We start from the raw sequence: 18,751 nt of genomic DNA on the forward strand, positions 1-18,751 counted from the left end.
TCTCCTATTGTATTTAGAAAGTTATATGAAAAGCGATGTGCTTAATTTATTGTCCGAAATAAACGGGGAATACCAGATTGGAGCGTAAAGCGCGGTCGCTTCAGCCAATGAGATCTTTTTTCGGATAACAATGGCGAGGCGCCCAAAAAAATTAGTTTTCTTCTTATTCCCAACTCACGACCACTTTCCCAAAATGTTTCCCTGTTTGTAAATACTGTAGTGCTTCGGGAACTTCGTCCCAACCGAACACTTTGTCCACGACTGGTTTCATTTTGTTTTGTTCGATGGCTCTGTTCATTTTTTCAAAATCGGCGCGGCTACCGACTATCACTCCTTGGACTTTGACCCCTTGCATAAGAATGGGGTAAAGGGAAAGACTGGATTCTCCACCGGCAAGGACACCAATGAGAGCGATGGTTCCGTAAGGTTTTACACTCATCATAGACTTTTGCATGGTTCCAGCTCCTCCCACTTCGATGATGAGGTCGGCTCCTGCCATTTTCGTTGCTTTTCGAACATCACGTTCCCAATTGGTTTTTGTGGAATAGTTGATGGTTGCATCCGCCCCAAGGGTTTTGGCACGCTCCAGTTTTTCATCACTGGAAGAGGTAACGATGACTCGGGCTCCCATCATCTTTGCAAATTGTAGGGCAAATAAGGAGACTCCACCAGTTCCTAAACAAAGGACATCGGATCCAGGCCCAATCCCACCAAAATTCACAACGGCATTGTAAGCGGTAAGGCCGGCACATCCCAAAGTGGCAGCTTCTTTGTCTGTTAGGTGGCTTGGAGTGGATACAAGTCCTTCTTCTTGAAATTTTCCAAAATTCGCTAAACAGCCGTCATGTGGCCCGCCGAGAGTGGAGCGAAGGTTGTCCATATTGGGTGCTCCATCCATCCATTTTTGGGCGAAAATAGGAAGGACACGGTCTCCTTTTTTCCAAAGAGTGACGTCTGATCCCACGGCTTCCACAACACCGGCTCCATCAGAACAAGGGATGAGTGGGAGTTTTTGTCTAGGATTGTAAGTCCCAATCACCATTAAATAATCACGATAATTCAGTGAAGTCGCTGTTAGGCGAACGAGAACTTCTTTGGGAGCAAGTGATTCGGAAAGATCTCTTGTTGATTGTTTTAGGTTCTCTAGTCCAAAAGATCCTTGAATTTCCCATACTTTGTTTAACATATTCCCTCGTTCGATTTAGAATCAAAATTCACTCGTCAGATCCTCCTGCCTCCTTATCCTTTGTCGAGTGGGAATAACAGGATAAGGTCGTTATGAAAAAAGATTTTTGGAACGATAGGGTGGTAGTGATCACTGGAGCATCGAGCGGAATTGGTCTGGCATTGTATGAAGAATTGGCCATGTATCCTTGTGAATTGGTTCTTGTGGCAAGACGAGCTGCAGAAATTGCAGAACTCAAAAACAAACACGAGGGGGTAGTCATTCACCGAGTTGCTTGTGACCTTTCTGATCCTACTTCAGTTTTGGATGCTGCGGAGTGGATCGAAAAGAAAATTTCTAAAATCGATGTATTGTTTAATAACGCAGGGATTACTGCCCATGGTCGGTTTGATTCTCTTTCAATGGATGTGTATCGCAAAACCTTTGCCACTAATTTTTTTGGTCCTATCCAATTCATTCGTGTGCTTTTGCCTCTCCTTTTTGCCGCCAAAGGAAATATTGTTACCACTTCGACGGTTTCTGCTCTCTATGGTGTGCCGGGTCGGGCTGCATACTCAGCATCCAAGTCAGCTCTACATGCAGCTCTCGAATCCCTTCGGATCGAAACTTTAGAGGATGGTCTTGGTGTTTCTCTTGTTTGTGTTCCGTATACGGACACGGCGCTCCGAACCTCGGGTCTTGATGCCGATGGGGGAAATTTATCGGAAGCTCCCGCCAAAGGAAAACGAAAGACAGCAAAAGAAGTGGCCCATGTTTTGATGTCTGTGGCGAAGGACAAAGAAGCAAGGCTTGTGACATTCAATTTGTCCGGAAAATTTTTGGAATGGATGCGTTTTTTCTCTCCTAAGTTTTTAGAAAAAATTCTTTATAAAAAACTTTACGAGGACTTCAAATCACACTGAACCCTGTCTAAACCAAGGTATAGGGAGAGGATCTATCCTTTGGAAAATTTATTATTTTCATATCTAGCGGCTGTTATATTTACATTTGTTTTTATGAGCCTTATGTGGTTTTGGGGAAAGTCGAGAGACAACTATGCAGTCATTGATGTGGGTTGGGGACTCGTCATTGCCGGGATTGCGACTGTCCTTGTTTCCTTTGGGAAGGGGTCAGTGTTTGCAAAATGGGCGGTGCTTGTCCCTGTTTGGATCTGGGCTTTTCGTTTATCAGGGTTTCTTTACTTCACTCGCATCCGTACAAACCATCCCGAAGACAAACGTTATGCCGGATTTCGAAAGGATTACGGTAACAAAGTCCACCAAAAGATGTTTACGAATGTGTTTCTTTTGCAAGGATTTCTGGCACTTTTCTTTTCTTTTCCGTTTTATTTTGCCGCTCAGTGGAAATTATTTCCTAACTCAGGGATGTTTGGGCCTAACGGATATTTAATGGTTCTTCTGGGATGGAGTTTGTTTGTGGTTGGTGTGATTGGGGAAACGATTGCTGATCGTGACCTTCACAAGTTTGTTGCCGATCCCAAAAATAAAGGAAAGGTCTGTGATTTAGGTCTTTGGAAGTTTACAAGACACCCCAATTATTTTTTTGAATGGGTGATTTGGGTAGGGATTGGGATCATTCCAATTCTTTCTGTACCAGAAGCAATGATATCACTGCTCACACCTGTGTTTATGTTTGTATTGTTGCGATTTGTATCGGGTGTTCCTTTTGCAGAAAAATATTCTCTTCAATCTAAGGGAGATGTTTTTCGCGAATATATGCGCACCACAAACGCATTTTTCCCTTGGTTTCCTAAACAAAAATAAGAAAGGATAAAAATAAAACATGAATTTTACGGATTCTACAAAGAAAGAAGAGGGTTCTTCTTTTAGTATCAACTCACTTTTAGAAAAGGATATTTTTCCTGATTGGTTGATCCGGTTTCGGATCCGACAACTTTTGAAACTTCGGATTCGCCAAGAAAGAAAAGAAAATGTTACGGCTGGGCTCCAACACAAAATCAATTACGTGAATGAGTTAAAAAAATCACCGATTGCTGTACACACTGCCGCTGCCAACGAACAACACTACGAGGTCCCTAGTGATTTTTTTACTTATGTGATGGGCCCGAGTATGAAGTATTCTTCTGGGTATTGGCAAAGTTTAGATACAAGTTTTGCTGAATCCGAAGAAGATATGTTAAGGATTACTGTCGAACGGGCAGAGATTCAAAATGGAATGAAGGTTTTGGATTTGGGATGTGGTTGGGGGAGTATCTCTCTTTACATTGCCGAAAAATTTCCCAAATGTAAGGTCACAGGTGTTTCCAATTCTCGCACACAAAAAGAATTCATCGACAAACGCGCTAAAGAGCGGGGTTTAAAAAACCTAACCATCATCACAAAAGACATGAACGATTTTACGACCAAAGACAAGTTTGATCGAATTGTTTCTGTCGAGATGTTAGAACATATGAAAAACTACGAAAAACTTTTTGAGAAGTTATCTAAGTTTCTTGTGACCGATGGAAAGTTTTTTGTCCATATCTTCACCCATAAAGAATTTGCTTATCCTTTTGAAGTCATTGATGAAACGGACTGGATGGCAAAGTATTTTTTTACCGGTGGGCAGATGCCTTCGGATGATTTGTTTTTATACTTCCAAAAAGATTTTTTAATCGAAAATCATTGGGTGGTGAATGGAACTCATTATGCGAGAACAAGCGAAGCCTGGTATGACAATATGATAGAAAACAAGGATAAACTATTGCCTATCCTTGCGAGTACTTACGGCGAAAAAGAAAAAACCAAATGGTTTGTTTATTGGAAAGTTTTCTTTCTCGCCTGTGCAGAGTTATGGGGTTACCGAAACGGTGAAGAGTGGTTTGTCAGCCACTACTTGTTTCGAAAACGCTGAGTTTTTTTCCCAGCAGCCTTTACGTAAACGCCACCTTCTTTTTTAGAAGAGGGTGCGCTACTACGGCGAGAATCCCCACCTCGGTCACTACGTTCTCCCCGTTCGCTTCTTTCTCCACCGGATCTAGAACCGCCACGGTATCCACCGCGACCGCCGCCTGAACCACCACCATCATCCCGACGTCTTCTTCCGGATCCACCACTAGGAGGAGTTTCACTCCATTCCCCAGGTGTTTTCCCGATTTTTTCAGGGCCGCTGATTTTGGTTTTATCCAACATATTGGAAAGTAGTTTCAAAGCCACAGAACGTTTGTCGTCTAACTTCAAAAGTTTTTCTAAAACTTCTTCTGCATCCGCATGGACTTCAGTTTCCACTACTTTGTTTAGGAAGTCTTCTTCTCTTCGGGCGAGTACTTCCTTTTTTGTAGGAAGGGCAGCAATCGTAAGATTGGTTCCAGAAGTACCTTTTAATCTTAGAAGAGCACGAGATTCTCTTGTGGTTACAAGAGTCACAGCCTTTCCTGATTTTCCAGCACGACCTGTACGACCAATTCTATGTGTATAACTTTCGCTATCAAATGGAAGGTGGTAGTTGATCACAAGAGACAAATCTTTTACGTCAAGACCACGTGCGGCAACGTCTGTTGCTACTAGGATTTTAACGCGGCCATCGTGTAGGCTTTTTAAAACTTGTTCTCTTTGTTTTTGGTTTAGATCTCCGTGAAGAGCTTCTACAGGATATCCTTTGAAACCAAGGGTTGCTTTTAAATCATCTGCTTCTTTTTTCGTTTTTGTGAAAATGATTGCCTTATAAGGGTTTTCATAATCCAAAATTCGAACTACAGAAATTTCTCGTTCAGCTTCATCAATCACGTAGTACACTTGTTCGATGTTCTTAGAAGATTTTTCTGTTGCTGCAATTTTTACATGAGCGGGGTGCGTTTGGTACTTACTTGCCAACTTTTTAATAGGCTCCGGCATGGTTGCGGAGAAAAGTAAAGTTTGTCTTTTGGTTGGCAGTAGATTAAAGATGGATTCAATATCATCCATAAAGCCCATATCGAGCATTTCATCTGCTTCATCCAAAATTACCATTGAAGGTTTGAAATTTTTAAGTTCCTTTCCTTTCAATAGGTCGAGAAGTCTTCCTGGAGTTGCAACAGCAACTTGGGCACCTTTGGCCACTTGTGTGATTTGTTTAGAATAGGAACTTCCACCGTAAATAGTAGTGGTTTTGATTCCTAAATGTTTTCCCAATTTAAACAATTCATCAGATACTTGCAGAGCAAGTTCACGAGTCGGAGTGAGGACAAGCACTTGCATGCCATCATTCACTTGGATTCGGTTCAAACAGGGGAGTCCGTAAGCTGCAGTTTTTCCGGTTCCGGTCTGCGCTTGTGCGATTAAATCTTTTCCTTCCAATACGAGCGGAATCGCTTGTTTTTGGATAGGGCTTGGTGATTCGAAGCCTGCTTCAGTGATTCCTTGTAGTATTTCAGGACGTAATCCGAAGGATTGGAAGTCATTTCCAACTTCGGTGTCATTCTTAGTCATGGAAATAGGATACAATAAAAAAATGGCCTAAAAAAGAAAGGTAAAAATACCTAGATGGTCCTGGGTATCTTCGCAGCAATTTCCTTCAGGTGGAGGTAAAGTTCCTCCTTTAAGTAGGGTTTGGGCATAAAATAATCAAATCCAGAGGTTAGAATGTAGTTTTTTTCCTCCGGCATACAAAGCCCCGTGCAGGCGAAAAGTGCTGGTTTATTGGGTTTTCCAACCAATCCTTTTGCAATTTCCGTCCCATGTTTCCCTGGCATCTCAATGTCCAAAAAGGCGATATCAAAGGAAGAACTGTTTAAAGTTTTTTCTGTATCGATCCCATTACTCGTTTCAATAATTTCAAAACGTAAGGGTTTTAAATAACTTTTTAGAACTTTTCGATTGAGATCATTGTCATCGGCAATCAGAACTCTCTGTGTTTTGGAAAAATTTGGCAAATTCGATTCTTGTGAAAGTTTACCATTTTTGTCAAAGGATCGGATTTCTTCTAATTTCCAAAGAATCGGGATTTTGACTTTGAATGTCGATCCTTCACCTAACTTTGATTCTACCTCGACTTCCCCTCCCATTTCTTCCAATGAGAGTTTGACAATCGAAAGTCCAAGTCCAGATCCTGAGATCCTACAACCTTCGGGAACAAAGTGATTGTATTTTTGAAAGAGTTTATCTTTTACTTCAGGAGAAATGCCTGGACCTGTGTCTTTGAGTTCTATATGTAAAATGGCTTCTTGCCCTTTTTTTTTCTCTAGATGAACTGAACAAGTGACATTGCCAGAATTGGTAAACTTCACAGCATTCGCAGTTAAATTCCAAAATACTTTTTCGATTTTTCTTTTGTCGGAATGTAGATATATATTTTTATCTATTGAGTTGTTTAGTTTAAATTCTATATTTTTACGTTTTGTTTCTGTTGTAAAAAAAGAATCTAGGATATTCAAACATTGATAAAGTTCAAACCATTCATTTTTAAGTACACTTGCATTTTCTTCGAGCCTAGATAGTTCGATGGTATCGTTCACTAAATGCAAAATGACTTCTCCTGCGTTTTTGATATGGTCCACATAACCAACAACAGTTGGATGTAATTCGGTTTCACGGATCATCTCCGACATACCGAGTAAGGAATTTAAAGGATTCCGAATGTCGTGGCTAATGGCTGCGATAAAATCTCTTTTTGCTGCAGTAGCTCTTTCCGCAGAGAGTTTTTCAATCTCCAATCGTTCTGTTGCTTGTCGCATTTGTAACAATCGAACCGTTTGTTTGCCAAGAAGCTGGAGCATTTGGATTTGGTCTGAATTAAGTTCCCTTGGTTTGTTATCGATCACACAAAGGGTTCCCAGTTTGATTTGGTCATCCAAGGCAAGTGGAATCCCTGCATAGAAAATAACGTTGGGAGCTTCTGTGACGAGAGGGTTGTTTTGGAACCTTGTATCTTCTTTGGCATTGGGTACTAAAAAAAGTTCATCCCCTAAAATGGCGTGCGAACAAAAGGCAAGAGACCTTGGGGTTTCTCGCGCGATAAGTCCATGGTGGGATTTGAACCATTGCCTAGTTTCATCGATTAAGCTCACAAGCGAGATGGGAGCGTTACAAATCATAGAAGCAAGTCTAGTAACTTCATCGAACATTTCTTCTTCAGGAGTGTCGAGGATCTCTAAGCTTTTTAAAGCAGCAAGACGGGCCGTCTCATTCTGTGGGATTGGGGCAACCAACATACGATTTTTAGACGAATGGATTCCCTGTTCATGGAAAGCAAAATTTTCTTTTTCCTAGTCTAAATCCTATGAAAAGAATTACAATTTTGATCTCGGTTTCTCTCTCTTTTGTTTTTTTTCTATTTCTATCCATAACCTGTTCTAAGTCTGGATCCCCTTCGGCACAGAAACCAGAGAACCTTGAGTTACGAAAAAAACTTACGGATCTCCAGTATCGTGTCACCCAAGAAGACGAAACAGAACCACCTTTTCAAAATGAATATTGGGACAATCATAAGCCGGGAATCTACGTAGACATTGTTTCGAAAGAAGCACTTTTTAGTTCCAAAGATAAATTTGAATCGGGCACAGGATGGCCTAGTTTTACAAAACCTCTCGTGAAAGAAAATGTGGTAGAGATCGTTGACAATTCTTATGGAATGATTCGCACGGAAGTACGATCTAAAAAAGCAAATTCCCATTTGGGACATGTGTTCGATGATGGGCCATTGCCAACAAACAAACGTTACTGTACGAATTCTGCATCCATGGAATTTATCCCTAAAGACAAACTGAAAGAAAGAGGATATGCGATTTTTCTATCGGAGTTTACGGAAGCGGAGAAGGACTAGGATCGGGGAAGCGCAGTGGTAAGAAGTTGTTCCCGCCGCGATTATATGACATATAGTTATGTTAGCCAAAACTTACTGTTCTTTAAGTTTTCCAGTAACATATTGATGCAAAATACTTGAAACTAGAGTTTGATATGGGATTACCTCTGGAAAATATATTTTAGTGTGTTTTCTTGAAGGGTATGCAGTTTTGAGAAAGAACGAAGTTTCGTTTTCAATTGCTGGAACAACCCAAGCATAATTATCAATATTAATTATTATGATTAGGATTCAAGATCTAATAGTAAATTGATAATTTGGTTTAGATTTGCATTTTTGCGATTGAATGTACTTTTCGCATAGATTTGAAATTATATTGTTTTGGTCGATTAGCTGTTTCTTTTTCTCTTCAGTAAAAGTTGGGTCATTGGTCGGAGGTTGAAGGTAAATTGGTAGTACCGCGCACTCATAAGCACTTGGTCCATCTTCGCGTTCGATGTCATGGAAACATGCTTCTTTTTCTGTTTTAATGCAGTTTGAAACTAAGAATAATATCAAAATAAGGTGAACAAGTTTTTCTAAGACTTTTTTGTGTGGGAACCTGATGATCATATCAAATTTATTAAGAAATAATGTTTTGGCCGTTACGACTAACAAAAAATAGTTGATCGCTAATTTTTTTGGTATTTGCGGAAAGGTATAAGAAGTTTGATGTATTGCTAAATCTTTGGGGGTTTTATGCCCAAAGATTCATCATAAACTCTTCGTCGTTACGAAGAGAAATGAGTTTGTATTTGGTTTCGTGGATGTCTTCCCTAGAAACTTCGCGTTTCCAGCGTACGTCCACTTTTAGTTTGCGAACACGGGTTTGTAATTCCAAAAGTTCCAATACAGAATCTTCCATTTCCTTTCGGTAAAGGTTGGTGAAAAGAGGAGTCAGCTGGTCAGGAGTATCCATTTTCAAAAGCTCAATATGAGTTAGATCATGGATATTTTGCAGAGCCCAAATGTGAAGAGTCAGAGTTGTGATCCTTTCCAATTGGGAAATTTCGTCTTTGATATTTCGAGTGACTTGTTGTTTGAAAAAACGAATTCGTTTTTCTAAGTAAGCGATGAGATCAGATTTTGGAATTTCTCTTTGTTTCCACTTTTCCCAATCGGTTTTTAAATCTTCAAAAAGACCTTCCCCAAAAAATACAGAAGAGGCTTCCATCAGTTGCACACTTCCTGGTTCGGAAATTTTGAGGCGGTGGCGGAGCGAATCTGCATCCCCAGCAATCATATTCACTGGAGCTACGTCCTCTAACTTTTGTAAGGCGCGAGAAATGGAGTCAATGAACTGCGACTTCATTTGGTCAGTCGAATGTGCTACCAAATAAAAATTAAGATCGGACTCGAGGTGAAAATCACCACGTTCCCTTGATCCATAAAAGAGAATTTGGTACGGTTTCGTCGAAGGGATGATTTCTAATTCATCCAAAACTTGTGCATAGAGATTCGGGTTTAGTGCTTCAAATTCCATAGTTCATTCAAAGTATAATTTCATTCGGGATAAATTTTCTAAAATGGCTTTGAAGGCGCGGTCGCGTTCTTCATTACCAGGGAAAGGAAGGGATTTTACGTTATTGAGATCTTGGTAAATGATTTCAATGGAAGGTTGGTTGGGATTTTTTTTGATGGAGGCAATGTAATCCAAATTGATAACTTCCGATTCACCGAGTTTTAACCACATAGAATTTCTCCTCAAAGCCTAACGGCCACTCCCTATTTGCCTAATCTTTTTTTCTAAAAAATCAGGCTTTGTTAGAAATCTCGAGGAGGCTAGTACAGATCCAAAGATTGGAGAACCACTTGGTGGAGGTCTTTGGCCAGGTCTTTCGAACTAAGGGAGTTTGGAGTGATGGTCTCAAAAACCAGCAAAAATCCATTGTGGATTCCCTCCCAACGAGCGTAGAGTCTGGAATCGGGGAGAGAGAACACAAGGACACTGCATTTTTTATTCCCCCAAACAAAGTAGGATACATCGGGATTTTGCACTTCGTCCTGGTAGAAATAAGGAAACCGAGATTGGTTTTCTCTGTCTGTGGAGGATAGCCGCATCCACTGGATTTTCCTGTCTGCATCCAACTGAATTTCATAACTATTTCCTGTTCCAAAAATGGATCCAGATTTTAGGAGTTCAAAATTTTCTTTTGCAACCCAAACCGCATGGTAGGTAAGCCGTAGTTCCTTTGTTAGGTTTGATTTTTTTGGTTCCGGCTTTGAGATTGGAAACGATGTATCTTTAGTTTCCTTCGTTATATTTCCCTTCACTGATTGGCAAAACGTTAAAAGAGAAATCAAAAAAACAAAAAAAACTCTAATGGCCCACTTCATATTCATCTCCTAAATAATTTTGGAAGAGATACCCACCTTCTGTTTTCTTTTGAAAATAGTCAGGGGAGAGAAGAACCTTCCCACCACCACCGGTAAGGTCTTTTACGTAACTAGGGATTGTGATTCCCGAATGATAGCCGCGAAGTTTTCGATAGATTTCAATCCCACGTTCGATGGGAACAACAAAATCAGAACTTCCAAATACTTCATCACATTGGTGGAGGTAATAGGGTTTGATCCCAATGGAAATTAGTTTGTAATTCAGTTCTGCCAAAACTTTGTCATCATCATTGATTCCAGAAAGTAAAACGGATTGGTTAAAAATAGAGACATGGCCCGTTTTGATCATTCGCATAACATACATTTTAGTTTCATCCGTAATTTCATTTGGATGATTGAAATGAGTGACCATATACAGTGGAAAATATTTAGCAAAAACTTCATTTAAAGATTCCGTGAATCGCATAGGCATAGTCACAGGATGGCGTGTATGAATCCGCACTTGGTTGAGATGAGGGATGGATTTTAATTCCCCTAAAAGATAATCCAGTGAGGAATCAGCGAGAGTGAGTGGGTCACCGCCGGACAAAATGACTTCCCGCAATTCCGTATGGGTGCGAAAGTATTCCAGAGCCTTTTCCCATTCTGTGCGATTGGGAGTTTCTTCTGGATCGGATACCTTTCGTTTCCTTGTGCAAAACCGGCAATACACGGCGCATACATGAGAAATGTACCAAATGGCACGGTCGGGATAACGATGGGTCACCCCTTTGACAGGCATATGCCTTTCTTCCGCCAGTGGGTCTTCCACTTCATTGGGATTTTTTTTCAGTTCGCCAGCTCTGGGAAGGATTTGTTTGCGGATGGGACAGTTCGGATTTCCTTTCTCCACTCGTTCCAAATAGTAAGGAGTGACGGCAAAACTAAATTCTTCTAGTGCAGGTGCAAAACTCGCCCTCTCTTCTTCGGTAAGAGTTATTTTTTCTTCCAAATCAGCCAAAGTAGTGATTCGGTTTTGTAACTGCCATTTCCAATCCGACCAGGTCATCGCTTAGACCATACTTCGGTTGACACATGGCCAAGTCCCTCGGATTTTGTTTACGAGTAACGAAATTATGAACTTAGGCATTACAGAAGTAAAAAAAGGAATGATCCTCAAGATCGAGAACGAGCTTTATTCCGTCGTCAAAACAGAGTTTGTGAACCCAGGAAAGGGTTCAGCATTCATCCGTACCAAATTAAAAAATATTGTTCGCGATTCTTCCATTGAAAGAACCTTCAAAGCGGCTGAAAAATTAGAAAGTGTAGATTTAGAACGTCGTAAAATGCAATATTGTTACGCTGACGGTGACCAAATCATTTTTATGGATGTCAACGATTACGAACAAATCCCTGTTTCGAAAGATTATGTGGAAGACATCCTTCCTTTTATGAAAGAAGAAACTCCAGTGGAAGTTTCGTTTTACAATGAAAAACCAATTGGGGTGACTCCTCCTAACTTTGCTATTCTGGAAGTGACCTATGCAGAGGATGGATTGAAAGGAGACACTACCGGTCTTGCTCTCAAACGAGTGACTGTAGAAACCGGTGGAGAAGTCCAAGTTCCTATCTTTATCAAACAAGGGGACACTGTAAAAATTGACCTCCGAGATTTGACTTACGTGGAGCGCGTGAATAAATAGATTTGGACCCTCACCCTTCCCTAACGGAACTGACTAAACTTTCCCATACCTATTATGAAAGGCAGTGGATGTATGCCACTGCTGGAAATCTCTCCGCTCGCGATGGAGATAGGTTTTGGATCACAGCTTCCGGAAAACATAAGGGAGAACTAACCGATAAAGACTTTGTTTCGGTTTCTGTAGAAGACGGTTCACTAGTATCTGCCGCGGCAGGTCTCAAACCCTCTGCAGAAACTAGCATCCATCAGGTGGTGTATTCTCAAATTGCCGACGCGGGTGCTGCCCTCCATGTCCATACATTGGATTCTAATCTTTTAGAATTTGGAATTGGAAAGGAAGAGGGTTTTCGAGACATTCCTCTCCCACCGATTGAAATCATCAAAGCCTTTGGAATTTGGGATGAAAAACCAAATCTAAAATTTCCTGTTTTTTATAACCACACTCATGTTCCGACCATTGCTTCGGAAATCAAACGTTACATGGAAACAAAAGGAATCCCACAAGTTCCTTTTTTACTCATTGAAGGCCATGGCCCAACGGTTTGGGGAAAATCTGTGGCGGAAGCCAACAAACATTTGGAAGCGGTTCATTTTCTTTTGCAAGTGATGGCAAGACGGATATGAAAGAAGGTGCCCATGCGTATATTTTTGGAATTGGTTCCGGAATTGGCCAAGGGCTTCACAATCGATTTTTAGAAGACAAAACTGTATCCGTTTTTGGATTCTCTAGAAAAGGAAAACTTCCTCTTGATTCTTTCTCTAAAGAAGAAAATGCAACTTTTGTTTTTGATGCCACAAACCTGGAAGACTTAAAAACTTTTGAGACATCACTTGTATCCAAATATGGATCCCAGACAAATGCTGACTCCTTAAAGGAAAAGGACCTTATTGTTTATTTTGCTCTTGGGGATGGAGTGTTCGGACCAATTGCTGATTTACAAGCCGACGAACTTTCCTCTCATTTCCAACTCAATGTCCATGCTCTTATTTTACTGGCGAAGGCTTTTGTTTCCCATTTGCCTTTGTTTCAAAACACGACTTTTGTTTTTTTAGGATCGACTGCGGGAAAACAAGGATTTCCAGAATCAGTTGCCTATTGTGCTTCAAAACATGCAGTTCTTGGAATTGCACGGGCACTTAGGGAAGAGTGGAAACCCTTCGGGACTAAGGTGGTTCATGTGAGCCTTGGGGCTGTTGCCACAGAGATTTGGGACACAAGACCGCAGTTTGACAAGAATGATATGGTTTCTATTTCGGACATTTCCGAGTATTTGTGGAGTATTTCCCACTTGCCGAAATCCGTCTTTGTAGATGACTTATCCATTACCCCAAGAAAAGGAATCTTATAGTTCCCATGGAATTTAAGGAATCGATTGTACTCGTGACCGGTGGCAGTGGAGGGATTGGACGAGAAATCGTACGAACCCTGGTCCTTGCGGGGTTTTCTGTTTGGAATCTGGACAAGGTCCGGCCCACATCCCCCATCCTCCAAGAGACCTACCGCGAAGTGGATTTAGCCGAAACCCCTTTTGTGGTGGAAAGGAGCCTTTCCAAAATCATCCAAGAAAGTTCGGACGCTGGTGATATCTATGGTCTTGTGCACAACGCTGGATTCGGTGGGCCTTATCATCCCATCACGGACGTATCCATCGAAGAATGGGAAAATATTTTCCGAATCAATTTAGGTAGTTTATTCCTTTTGTCTAAAATCCTTTTGCCTATTTTTCAAAAACAGAATTTTGGAAGGATTGTGGCTATCGCATCTTCTTTGTCCATTGTTGGTTCTGCCAATTCGGTGGCATATTCTTCCTCCAAACATGGGTTAGTTGGATTTATTCGTTCGATAGCTGATGAATGGGGTAAGTTTGGAATCACCGCCAATGCCTTAAGTCCTGGTTATGTGGATACAAAAATGGGAATCCAGGAAGACCAAGTTTCAGATCATAAAACAAAAATCATTGATAAAACGCCTGTTAGGAGAATTGCCGAGCCTTCCGAAATTGCTCGTGTGGTAAATTTCCTCCTTCAAAAAGAATCTGGTTATATTTCTGGATCCAATTGGACTGTCGACGGCGGACTTACAGCCATTTAACATATGAGAATATCACCTCCGCACGATCATTTTTTGCAACTGACCACCAAAGAAACATTGGGAAGGTCATCAGGGATCATCTTACAAAAAGAAGCCTTGTCTATCATGAAGACAGTAGAGATCCAAAGTTCTCGTGAAAATATAGAAGCGGGACATTTGTTTCGACCGACAGATTCTAATTTTGAAAAACTAAAAATGGATCGCGAAACAGCATTAGATGCGTTATGGCAACTCATTGATTATGGTCTTACTACCCAACTTTTTGAAATCAAATTTGAGGCCGATGTAGGTGAATTGAGGTTTGTTAATTTTATTGTGGGACTTCCAGGAGGAATGCCTTTAGAAGAACCATATAAATTACTCATCGCAAGGTCTACAGAACATTTGTTCCAATACATCCAGGCCAAACGTATTTTAACGGAAGATACTTGGCGTAATGTTTTAAACAAACTTGCAGATATCGATTATAAAGAAGAAAAAGGATCTGGTGATGAACTGGATCGGATGTTGGAACCAAAACAGTTCCCCTTACAGCCGTCAGCTGAGATGTTGAAACGTTCTCGTGGCCTTATCATTGATGAATTGGAAGCAGATCCTAGAATTATTGTTCTTCCCCATGTCGGTTTTTATTCCATTCCAGAGACGGAAGCTGCTAACTTTCTACATATTGCAAATGAATATTTGATGACCAAAGTGGAACCTTTGGCAAAGGCATTTGATACAGAAATTCGATTGGCTTTTGACAGGATTCATGCATCTGCACCAGTCACTGGAAATTCTGAACCCAGCGAAATTGATCTCATTCGTTCCAAAATTGAAATGTTGTATGGGTTTAAAGAAACCTTAAAGGAAAATGGATTTTATCCTTTAGTTCACAACCTAAAGAAAGTGGCGGAGATGGCGGCCAAATATGCAGAGGTTGAAAAAAAACGGGAAGTAGACCGTCTCCTCAAAGTATATATGAAGATGTTGGATAGCCAATTCGACTTTGATTCTAGACTCCTTCGAATCAATTTGGAAAAGGATAACGAACACGATACCATCATCATTGATCTACTTCGAAAAAACCCAAAAGTTCTTTCGGCAGAATGGCATGACCAAGATTCCAAAATTGCCGTTTTTGTGAATAACAACCAAAGTAATATCAAAGATATCAATAATCTAATTTTTCAAAACTACCGATTCACTACGGAACATATTTTGTACCTAAAAGCGATCATTGAATTAAATGAAAAAGAATTAAAACCTCTATTCAAAGATGATGAGTTTGTAAAAACCTATGGCAAAAATCTACAAACTGTTTATTTTAATTATATTCCTTGGTTTTATAAACTTTTTTATTATTTAGGAGTGTCGCCGATCGTAAACTCTGGTTATGCGAAGGCAAAATCAATCCTTACCTATTCGCAGATGGATCGCCAGTTTTTATACCAAAAACGTAGGGAAAATTTCTTTAAAAAGAAATTAAGAGAAAGAGAGGAAAGGTTTGAAAAAGAAAAAAAACAACAACTGAAAAGGGCTCTCACTTCTGCTCTCAGCGATGCCTACTTTCAGAAAAATTGTTTACCGTCAGTGGATTGGTTAGGTTCTAACTATCCTGCATTCTCTGCGGAAACTTTAGAAAAAATGATCCCTGACTTTGCTTTTATATCCACAACTGGTAAAACGGTGAAATCGAATTCAGTCATTTTATTTCCCAATTCACCAGAATTTGAATCTTTGAATAAACGTTTGAAAGAATTGTTCAACCAATGGACAAGAGGAGAAATTGAACCTCCTGATGAAGACAAAGAAGTCCTTGTGCAAATTCGTAGTCTGATATAAATTTAATACCAACGTTTGATTCTAAAGTAAAGTAACATCAAAATCCCTAAAAATCCCATCGCTCCAAGAGCTGTGATGAACCCATATTCCCATTCTAATGTGGGCATATGCCGGAAGTTCATTCCATAGATCCCTGCCACAAGAGACATCGGCAACATAATGGCAGTCATGATGGTGAGTATCTTCATGATTTCATTTGTTTTACGAGTGGAGATTGCAATATGTGCTTCGAGAGCTGAGGATATGGATTCGATATTGCTGTCCACAAGTTCCAGAATGCGAAGGGAATGGTCTCGAACATCTCGGAAAAAAGCATCTGCCTCATCACTAAAAAAACTGTTTTTAATTTTTTCCAAATCTTCTAACACTTCTTTGTTTTGTAACATTCCTTTTTTGATGGAAAGGAGACTTGCCCGTAAACTATAAACGTTGCTGATGTCTAAGGATTTTGAATTCCCAAAAATTTGATCTTCGAAATGTTCGATCCTTTCTTCAATCTTTTGTGTGATCACAAGTGTGTGGTCCGTTTCAATATCTAAAATTTTATGAACAATAAATTCATAACCACGGGCTAAAATTTTATTGTTCACTTTCCATTGGTCAATGAGGTCACCAATACTATCTCGATAATCAAGTGTTAAAGAAATGATTTGGTTGGGAGTTAAGATGAAGTTAAAATTCTTTTGTGTGAGTTGGTTTCTTTCAAAATGGAACCCACGAAAAACAAAAAATATATAATTGGGAAAGATCTCAAGTTTGATCCGACTCGTTGGGTTTAAAATATCTTCAATTGTCAGTTGGTGGATATCATGTTTTTGGAAAAGGAAGGTGAGTTTTTCCTCATTTTCTGCAGTGATATGAATCCAATGTTTCGGATGTCTATGCGAGAGGGGTAGAGGCCTGTCCAAAAGAACCTCATCTTTACTGGAAGGTGTGAGTATATAGTTGAAAAGAGCTGGCATTTACACAATATTCCTTAAGAAAAATTCTCTGAGTTCTTTTCTGTCATCGGTTGTGTCCTCTGCGATCACAAATTTTCTAGTTTTATAAAATCCAGATGCTGTGATCATAGTTTCTTTGATTTTTCCGGCTCGGGAAAGGATGATGTGAAATTTTTCCCCTGGCAAAAGGTTTTTTTCTAATTTTTGTAAAATGTTAGTTGTTCCTCGTTTGCCATTGATTGCTAGGATTTCATCGTCTAACATCAAATCAAAAGATTCTGTATCTTTTTTGTGGAGTAATTTTTGAATGTAAAGATTCCCAGATTTTTCTTTTGTTTTGAATCCTGTGTCCCCAACCAAATCTGATTGAATTCTTTGGATCCCAATCATATCTAAATAGTAATCCACAGGGATCGGTTTTGGTTTTTCTAAATAATCATTAAATTCTGTTTTTAGATCCACACCCGTTACATCTTTTACTGTATCAAAAAACTCTTGTTTGGTGAATCCTCGCCCTTTAGTTTTCACAAAAACTTCGTTCAGTTTATGAAAAACATGGCGAATGGTTTTTTTCTCTTTTGATTCTTTTAACAAAAATAGGTTCATACAGAGGGCGAGAACTCCTCCCTTAGTATAATAAGAAACCGTGATGTTATGGCTATTCCCGTTTCGTTTGTAGTATTTTGTCCAGGCGGTAAAGGATGATTCTTCTAAACTCATCCAAGAGTCGGCTTCATTATCTTCTAAAGAAAAAATGTCCGATTGGAGTTTGGATAGGTATTCTTCTTTGGAAAGAAATCCTGAATGATAGAGAAAATATACATCGTAAAAACTTGTAAAACCTTCTGCAATCCACAATTCCCGAGTTAGGTTTGGTTTTTGGTAATCAAAGGGGCCAAGAGCAATGGGTCGGATCCGTTTGATATTCCAGAGATGAAAGTACTCGTGAGATAAAAGTTCTAAAAGTCTTTTGTATTCTTCTTCATCAGAAATAAGTTCTGGATTAAAATAATTAATGCTGGAGGCTTTGTGTTCTAATCCCCCGTAAGCAGGTAAACTCAAATTGAGAACAAATAAATAATAGGGATTTGGGCTCTCCATCATCCATTCGATTTGGGTTTCCGTAATTCGTTTTAAGTCTTCTGCAAGTTTGGTTTTGAAATCAAAAGTCACATCCCCTTCAATCAGTAACTCGTGTTTGGTTTCTCCGGCTATAAAAAATACAGAATTTTGTTTACTCAAATGGAAAGGTGAGTCAAACAACTCATCAAAATGAGTGGCGTAAAAGATTTCGGGATTTTCGGTGCTACGAGTCAAACTGGAATATACATAAGGGAAATATTTTGAAACTTGAAACTGCACTGTGGAAGGTTGGTTTAGTTTTCCTTCTGGATATAAAAATAAAGCAGGAGGGTTAATGAAACCAAACTCTGTTTCTAAATAATTGGTTCTAACCGTGAAGTCTTCAAAGGCGTAAATGATATAAGAGATTTCAAATTCAGGAGGAATGTTTTTGATTTTCCAACGATGAAGGTCAATCATCTCCCAAGAAACTGGCTCTCCCGTTTTAGAGTTTTTGACTTCAAATTGATGCAGGTGAGTGGCATAGTCCCGAATCATATAGGAACCAGGAGTCCAACTAGGCAAACAGAAGACCATCTCCGATTGGTCGGATCGGACACGAAGTTTTACCTGAAAGTAGTGTTTGAAGAGATCAAAAATGGAGACTTCAAAATCCAGCTGAAGGGAGTTAGACTGGTCCGCTTCGTTTATGGTTTTTTCCTGTGGTTCTTTTGCCATCGTAACCCTATCTTCTTTTATTTTTAGTTTTGATCAAATGTTTTCTTGACGTTATTTCTCTATAGTACTAGAAAAGGCATAGCTAAGGTATAAGCAAAGGAGGTGGTCATTTGGATAGTAGTTACTACAACAAA

18 protein-coding genes and 1 pseudogene are annotated in these 18,751 nt (G+C 39.8%); 9 read left to right on the top strand and 10 right to left on the bottom strand.

Going from position 1 to position 18,751, the window contains the following annotated elements; genetic code table 11:
* Positions 1–163: 163 nt before the first annotated feature.
* Entirely contained in the window at positions 164–1,186 is a 1,023-nt protein-coding gene (locus tag EHQ70_RS09110) for a zinc-dependent alcohol dehydrogenase family protein (RefSeq protein ID WP_135585657.1), read from the bottom strand.
* Positions 1,187–1,278: 92 nt separating this feature from the next.
* Here EHQ70_RS09110 and EHQ70_RS09115 point away from each other — a divergent pair, with 92 nt between their 5' ends.
* Genes EHQ70_RS09115 through EHQ70_RS09125 form a run of 3 tightly spaced genes read left to right on the top strand, consistent with a single transcriptional unit; the run spans position 1,279 to position 4,039 of the window.
* The gene (locus tag EHQ70_RS09115) at positions 1,279–2,088 is read left to right on the top strand and encodes an SDR family NAD(P)-dependent oxidoreductase (RefSeq protein ID WP_135585659.1); all 810 of its coding nucleotides are present in this window, start codon (positions 1,279–1,281) and stop codon (positions 2,086–2,088) included.
* 39 nt (positions 2,089–2,127) lie between these two features.
* Positions 2,128–2,949 (top strand): DUF1295 domain-containing protein, encoded by an 822-nt coding sequence (locus EHQ70_RS09120; RefSeq protein WP_135585661.1) that lies wholly within the window; start codon positions 2,128–2,130, stop codon positions 2,947–2,949.
* A gap of 19 nt (positions 2,950–2,968) precedes the next feature.
* A complete protein-coding gene (locus EHQ70_RS09125; protein WP_135585663.1) occupies positions 2,969–4,039 on the top strand; it encodes an SAM-dependent methyltransferase in 1,071 nt (356 codons plus the stop codon).
* Here EHQ70_RS09125 and EHQ70_RS09130 read toward each other — a convergent pair.
* Positions 4,018–5,592, bottom strand: coding sequence for a DEAD/DEAH box helicase (locus tag EHQ70_RS09130; protein ID WP_135585665.1), 1,575 nt, complete (start codon positions 5,590–5,592; stop codon positions 4,018–4,020). The two genes, EHQ70_RS09125 and EHQ70_RS09130, sit on opposite strands and share 22 nt — an antisense overlap.
* A 50-nt stretch (positions 5,593–5,642) precedes the next feature.
* Positions 5,643–7,313 (bottom strand): hybrid sensor histidine kinase/response regulator, encoded by a 1,671-nt coding sequence (locus EHQ70_RS09135; RefSeq protein ID WP_135585667.1) that lies wholly within the window; start codon positions 7,311–7,313, stop codon positions 5,643–5,645.
* 68 nt (positions 7,314–7,381) lie between these two features.
* Between EHQ70_RS09135 and msrB the strand changes: the two genes are divergently transcribed.
* Entirely contained in the window at positions 7,382–7,924 is a 543-nt protein-coding gene (gene msrB, locus EHQ70_RS09140) for a peptide-methionine (R)-S-oxide reductase MsrB (protein ID WP_135585668.1), read from the top strand.
* A gap of 72 nt (positions 7,925–7,996) precedes the next feature.
* Here msrB and EHQ70_RS18635 read toward each other — a convergent pair.
* The 5 genes and pseudogenes from EHQ70_RS18635 to EHQ70_RS09165 all read right to left on the bottom strand — a co-directional run.
* Positions 7,997–8,065 (bottom strand): annotated as a pseudogene (locus EHQ70_RS18635) (antitoxin); the annotation flags it as partial.
* A 574-nt stretch (positions 8,066–8,639) separates the two neighbouring features.
* Positions 8,640–9,425, bottom strand: coding sequence for a hypothetical protein (locus tag EHQ70_RS09150; RefSeq protein WP_135585670.1), 786 nt, complete (start codon positions 9,423–9,425; stop codon positions 8,640–8,642).
* A 3-nt stretch (positions 9,426–9,428) separates the two neighbouring features.
* Positions 9,429–9,635, bottom strand: coding sequence for a hypothetical protein (locus EHQ70_RS09155; RefSeq protein WP_100791940.1), 207 nt, complete (start codon positions 9,633–9,635; stop codon positions 9,429–9,431).
* A gap of 89 nt (positions 9,636–9,724) precedes the next feature.
* Entirely contained in the window at positions 9,725–10,279 is a 555-nt protein-coding gene (locus EHQ70_RS09160; protein WP_135585672.1) for a hypothetical protein, read from the bottom strand.
* A complete protein-coding gene (locus tag EHQ70_RS09165) occupies positions 10,263–11,327 on the bottom strand; it encodes a KamA family radical SAM protein (RefSeq protein WP_135585674.1) in 1,065 nt (354 codons plus the stop codon). Before EHQ70_RS09165 ends, EHQ70_RS09160 begins: the two co-directional genes overlap by 17 nt.
* Before the next feature lie 67 nt (positions 11,328–11,394).
* Here EHQ70_RS09165 and efp point away from each other — a divergent pair, with 67 nt between their 5' ends.
* Genes efp through EHQ70_RS09190 form a run of 5 tightly spaced genes read left to right on the top strand, consistent with a single transcriptional unit; the run spans position 11,395 to position 15,876 of the window.
* Positions 11,395–11,961 (top strand): elongation factor P, encoded by a 567-nt coding sequence (gene efp / locus EHQ70_RS09170; RefSeq protein WP_135585676.1) that lies wholly within the window; start codon positions 11,395–11,397, stop codon positions 11,959–11,961.
* Positions 11,962–11,963: 2 nt separating this feature from the next.
* On the top strand, positions 11,964–12,584 hold the full coding sequence (gene mtnB, locus EHQ70_RS09175) for a methylthioribulose 1-phosphate dehydratase (protein ID WP_135585678.1): 621 nt from the start codon (positions 11,964–11,966) through the stop codon (positions 12,582–12,584).
* Positions 12,581–13,309: an SDR family oxidoreductase gene (locus EHQ70_RS09180; RefSeq protein ID WP_135585680.1), complete on the top strand. Its 729-nt coding sequence runs from the start codon at positions 12,581–12,583 to the stop codon at positions 13,307–13,309. Before mtnB ends, EHQ70_RS09180 begins: the two co-directional genes overlap by 4 nt.
* A gap of 5 nt (positions 13,310–13,314) precedes the next feature.
* A complete protein-coding gene (locus EHQ70_RS09185) occupies positions 13,315–14,052 on the top strand; it encodes an SDR family NAD(P)-dependent oxidoreductase (protein WP_135585682.1) in 738 nt (245 codons plus the stop codon).
* A gap of 33 nt (positions 14,053–14,085) precedes the next feature.
* Positions 14,086–15,876, top strand: a complete 1,791-nt coding sequence (locus tag EHQ70_RS09190; protein WP_244288277.1) for a hypothetical protein — start codon at positions 14,086–14,088, stop codon at positions 15,874–15,876.
* A gap of 2 nt (positions 15,877–15,878) precedes the next feature.
* On the opposite strand, the gene EHQ70_RS09195 is transcribed toward EHQ70_RS09190, so the two are convergent.
* Both EHQ70_RS09195 and EHQ70_RS09200 read right to left on the bottom strand, forming a co-directional pair.
* Positions 15,879–16,838 carry a magnesium transporter CorA family protein gene (locus tag EHQ70_RS09195; protein ID WP_135585686.1) on the bottom strand — a complete coding sequence of 320 codons (960 nt, stop codon included), beginning with the start codon at positions 16,836–16,838 and terminating at the stop codon, positions 15,879–15,881.
* Positions 16,839–18,617 (bottom strand): M61 family metallopeptidase, encoded by a 1,779-nt coding sequence (locus EHQ70_RS09200; protein ID WP_135585688.1) that lies wholly within the window; start codon positions 18,615–18,617, stop codon positions 16,839–16,841. It abuts the gene before it with no gap.
* Positions 18,618–18,751: the final 134 nt, after the last annotated feature.

Origin of the sequence: Leptospira congkakensis, from assembly GCF_004770265.1 — a bacterium.
In the GTDB taxonomy this organism is placed as follows: domain Bacteria; phylum Spirochaetota; class Leptospiria; order Leptospirales; family Leptospiraceae; genus Leptospira_A; species Leptospira_A congkakensis.

What these genes read in the sequence shown, in the direction of transcription:
- EHQ70_RS09110 (WP_135585657.1), bottom strand. Translation starts at nt 1,186, where the DNA reads ATGTTAAACAAAGTATGGGAAATTCAAGGATCTTTTGGACTAGAGAAC.
- EHQ70_RS09115 (WP_135585659.1), top strand. Translation starts at nt 1,279, where the DNA reads ATGAAAAAAGATTTTTGGAACGATAGGGTGGTAGTGATCACTGGAGCA.
- EHQ70_RS09125 (WP_135585663.1), top strand. Translation starts at nt 2,969, where the DNA reads ATGAATTTTACGGATTCTACAAAGAAAGAAGAGGGTTCTTCTTTTAGT.
- EHQ70_RS09130 (WP_135585665.1), bottom strand. Translation starts at nt 5,592, where the DNA reads ATGACTAAGAATGACACCGAAGTTGGAAATGACTTCCAATCCTTCGGA.
- EHQ70_RS09135 (WP_135585667.1), bottom strand. Translation starts at nt 7,313, where the DNA reads ATGTTGGTTGCCCCAATCCCACAGAATGAGACGGCCCGTCTTGCTGCT.
- msrB (WP_135585668.1), top strand. Translation starts at nt 7,382, where the DNA reads ATGAAAAGAATTACAATTTTGATCTCGGTTTCTCTCTCTTTTGTTTTT.
- EHQ70_RS09150 (WP_135585670.1), bottom strand. Translation starts at nt 9,425, where the DNA reads ATGGAATTTGAAGCACTAAACCCGAATCTCTATGCACAAGTTTTGGAT.
- EHQ70_RS09155 (WP_100791940.1), bottom strand. Translation starts at nt 9,635, where the DNA reads ATGTGGTTAAAACTCGGTGAATCGGAAGTTATCAATTTGGATTACATT.
- EHQ70_RS09160 (WP_135585672.1), bottom strand. Translation starts at nt 10,279, where the DNA reads ATGAAGTGGGCCATTAGAGTTTTTTTTGTTTTTTTGATTTCTCTTTTA.
- EHQ70_RS09165 (WP_135585674.1), bottom strand. Translation starts at nt 11,327, where the DNA reads ATGACCTGGTCGGATTGGAAATGGCAGTTACAAAACCGAATCACTACT.
- efp (WP_135585676.1), top strand. Translation starts at nt 11,395, where the DNA reads ATGAACTTAGGCATTACAGAAGTAAAAAAAGGAATGATCCTCAAGATC.
- EHQ70_RS09180 (WP_135585680.1), top strand. Translation starts at nt 12,581, where the DNA reads ATGAAAGAAGGTGCCCATGCGTATATTTTTGGAATTGGTTCCGGAATT.
- EHQ70_RS09185 (WP_135585682.1), top strand. Translation starts at nt 13,315, where the DNA reads ATGGAATTTAAGGAATCGATTGTACTCGTGACCGGTGGCAGTGGAGGG.
- EHQ70_RS09195 (WP_135585686.1), bottom strand. Translation starts at nt 16,838, where the DNA reads ATGCCAGCTCTTTTCAACTATATACTCACACCTTCCAGTAAAGATGAG.
- EHQ70_RS09200 (WP_135585688.1), bottom strand. Translation starts at nt 18,617, where the DNA reads ATGGCAAAAGAACCACAGGAAAAAACCATAAACGAAGCGGACCAGTCT.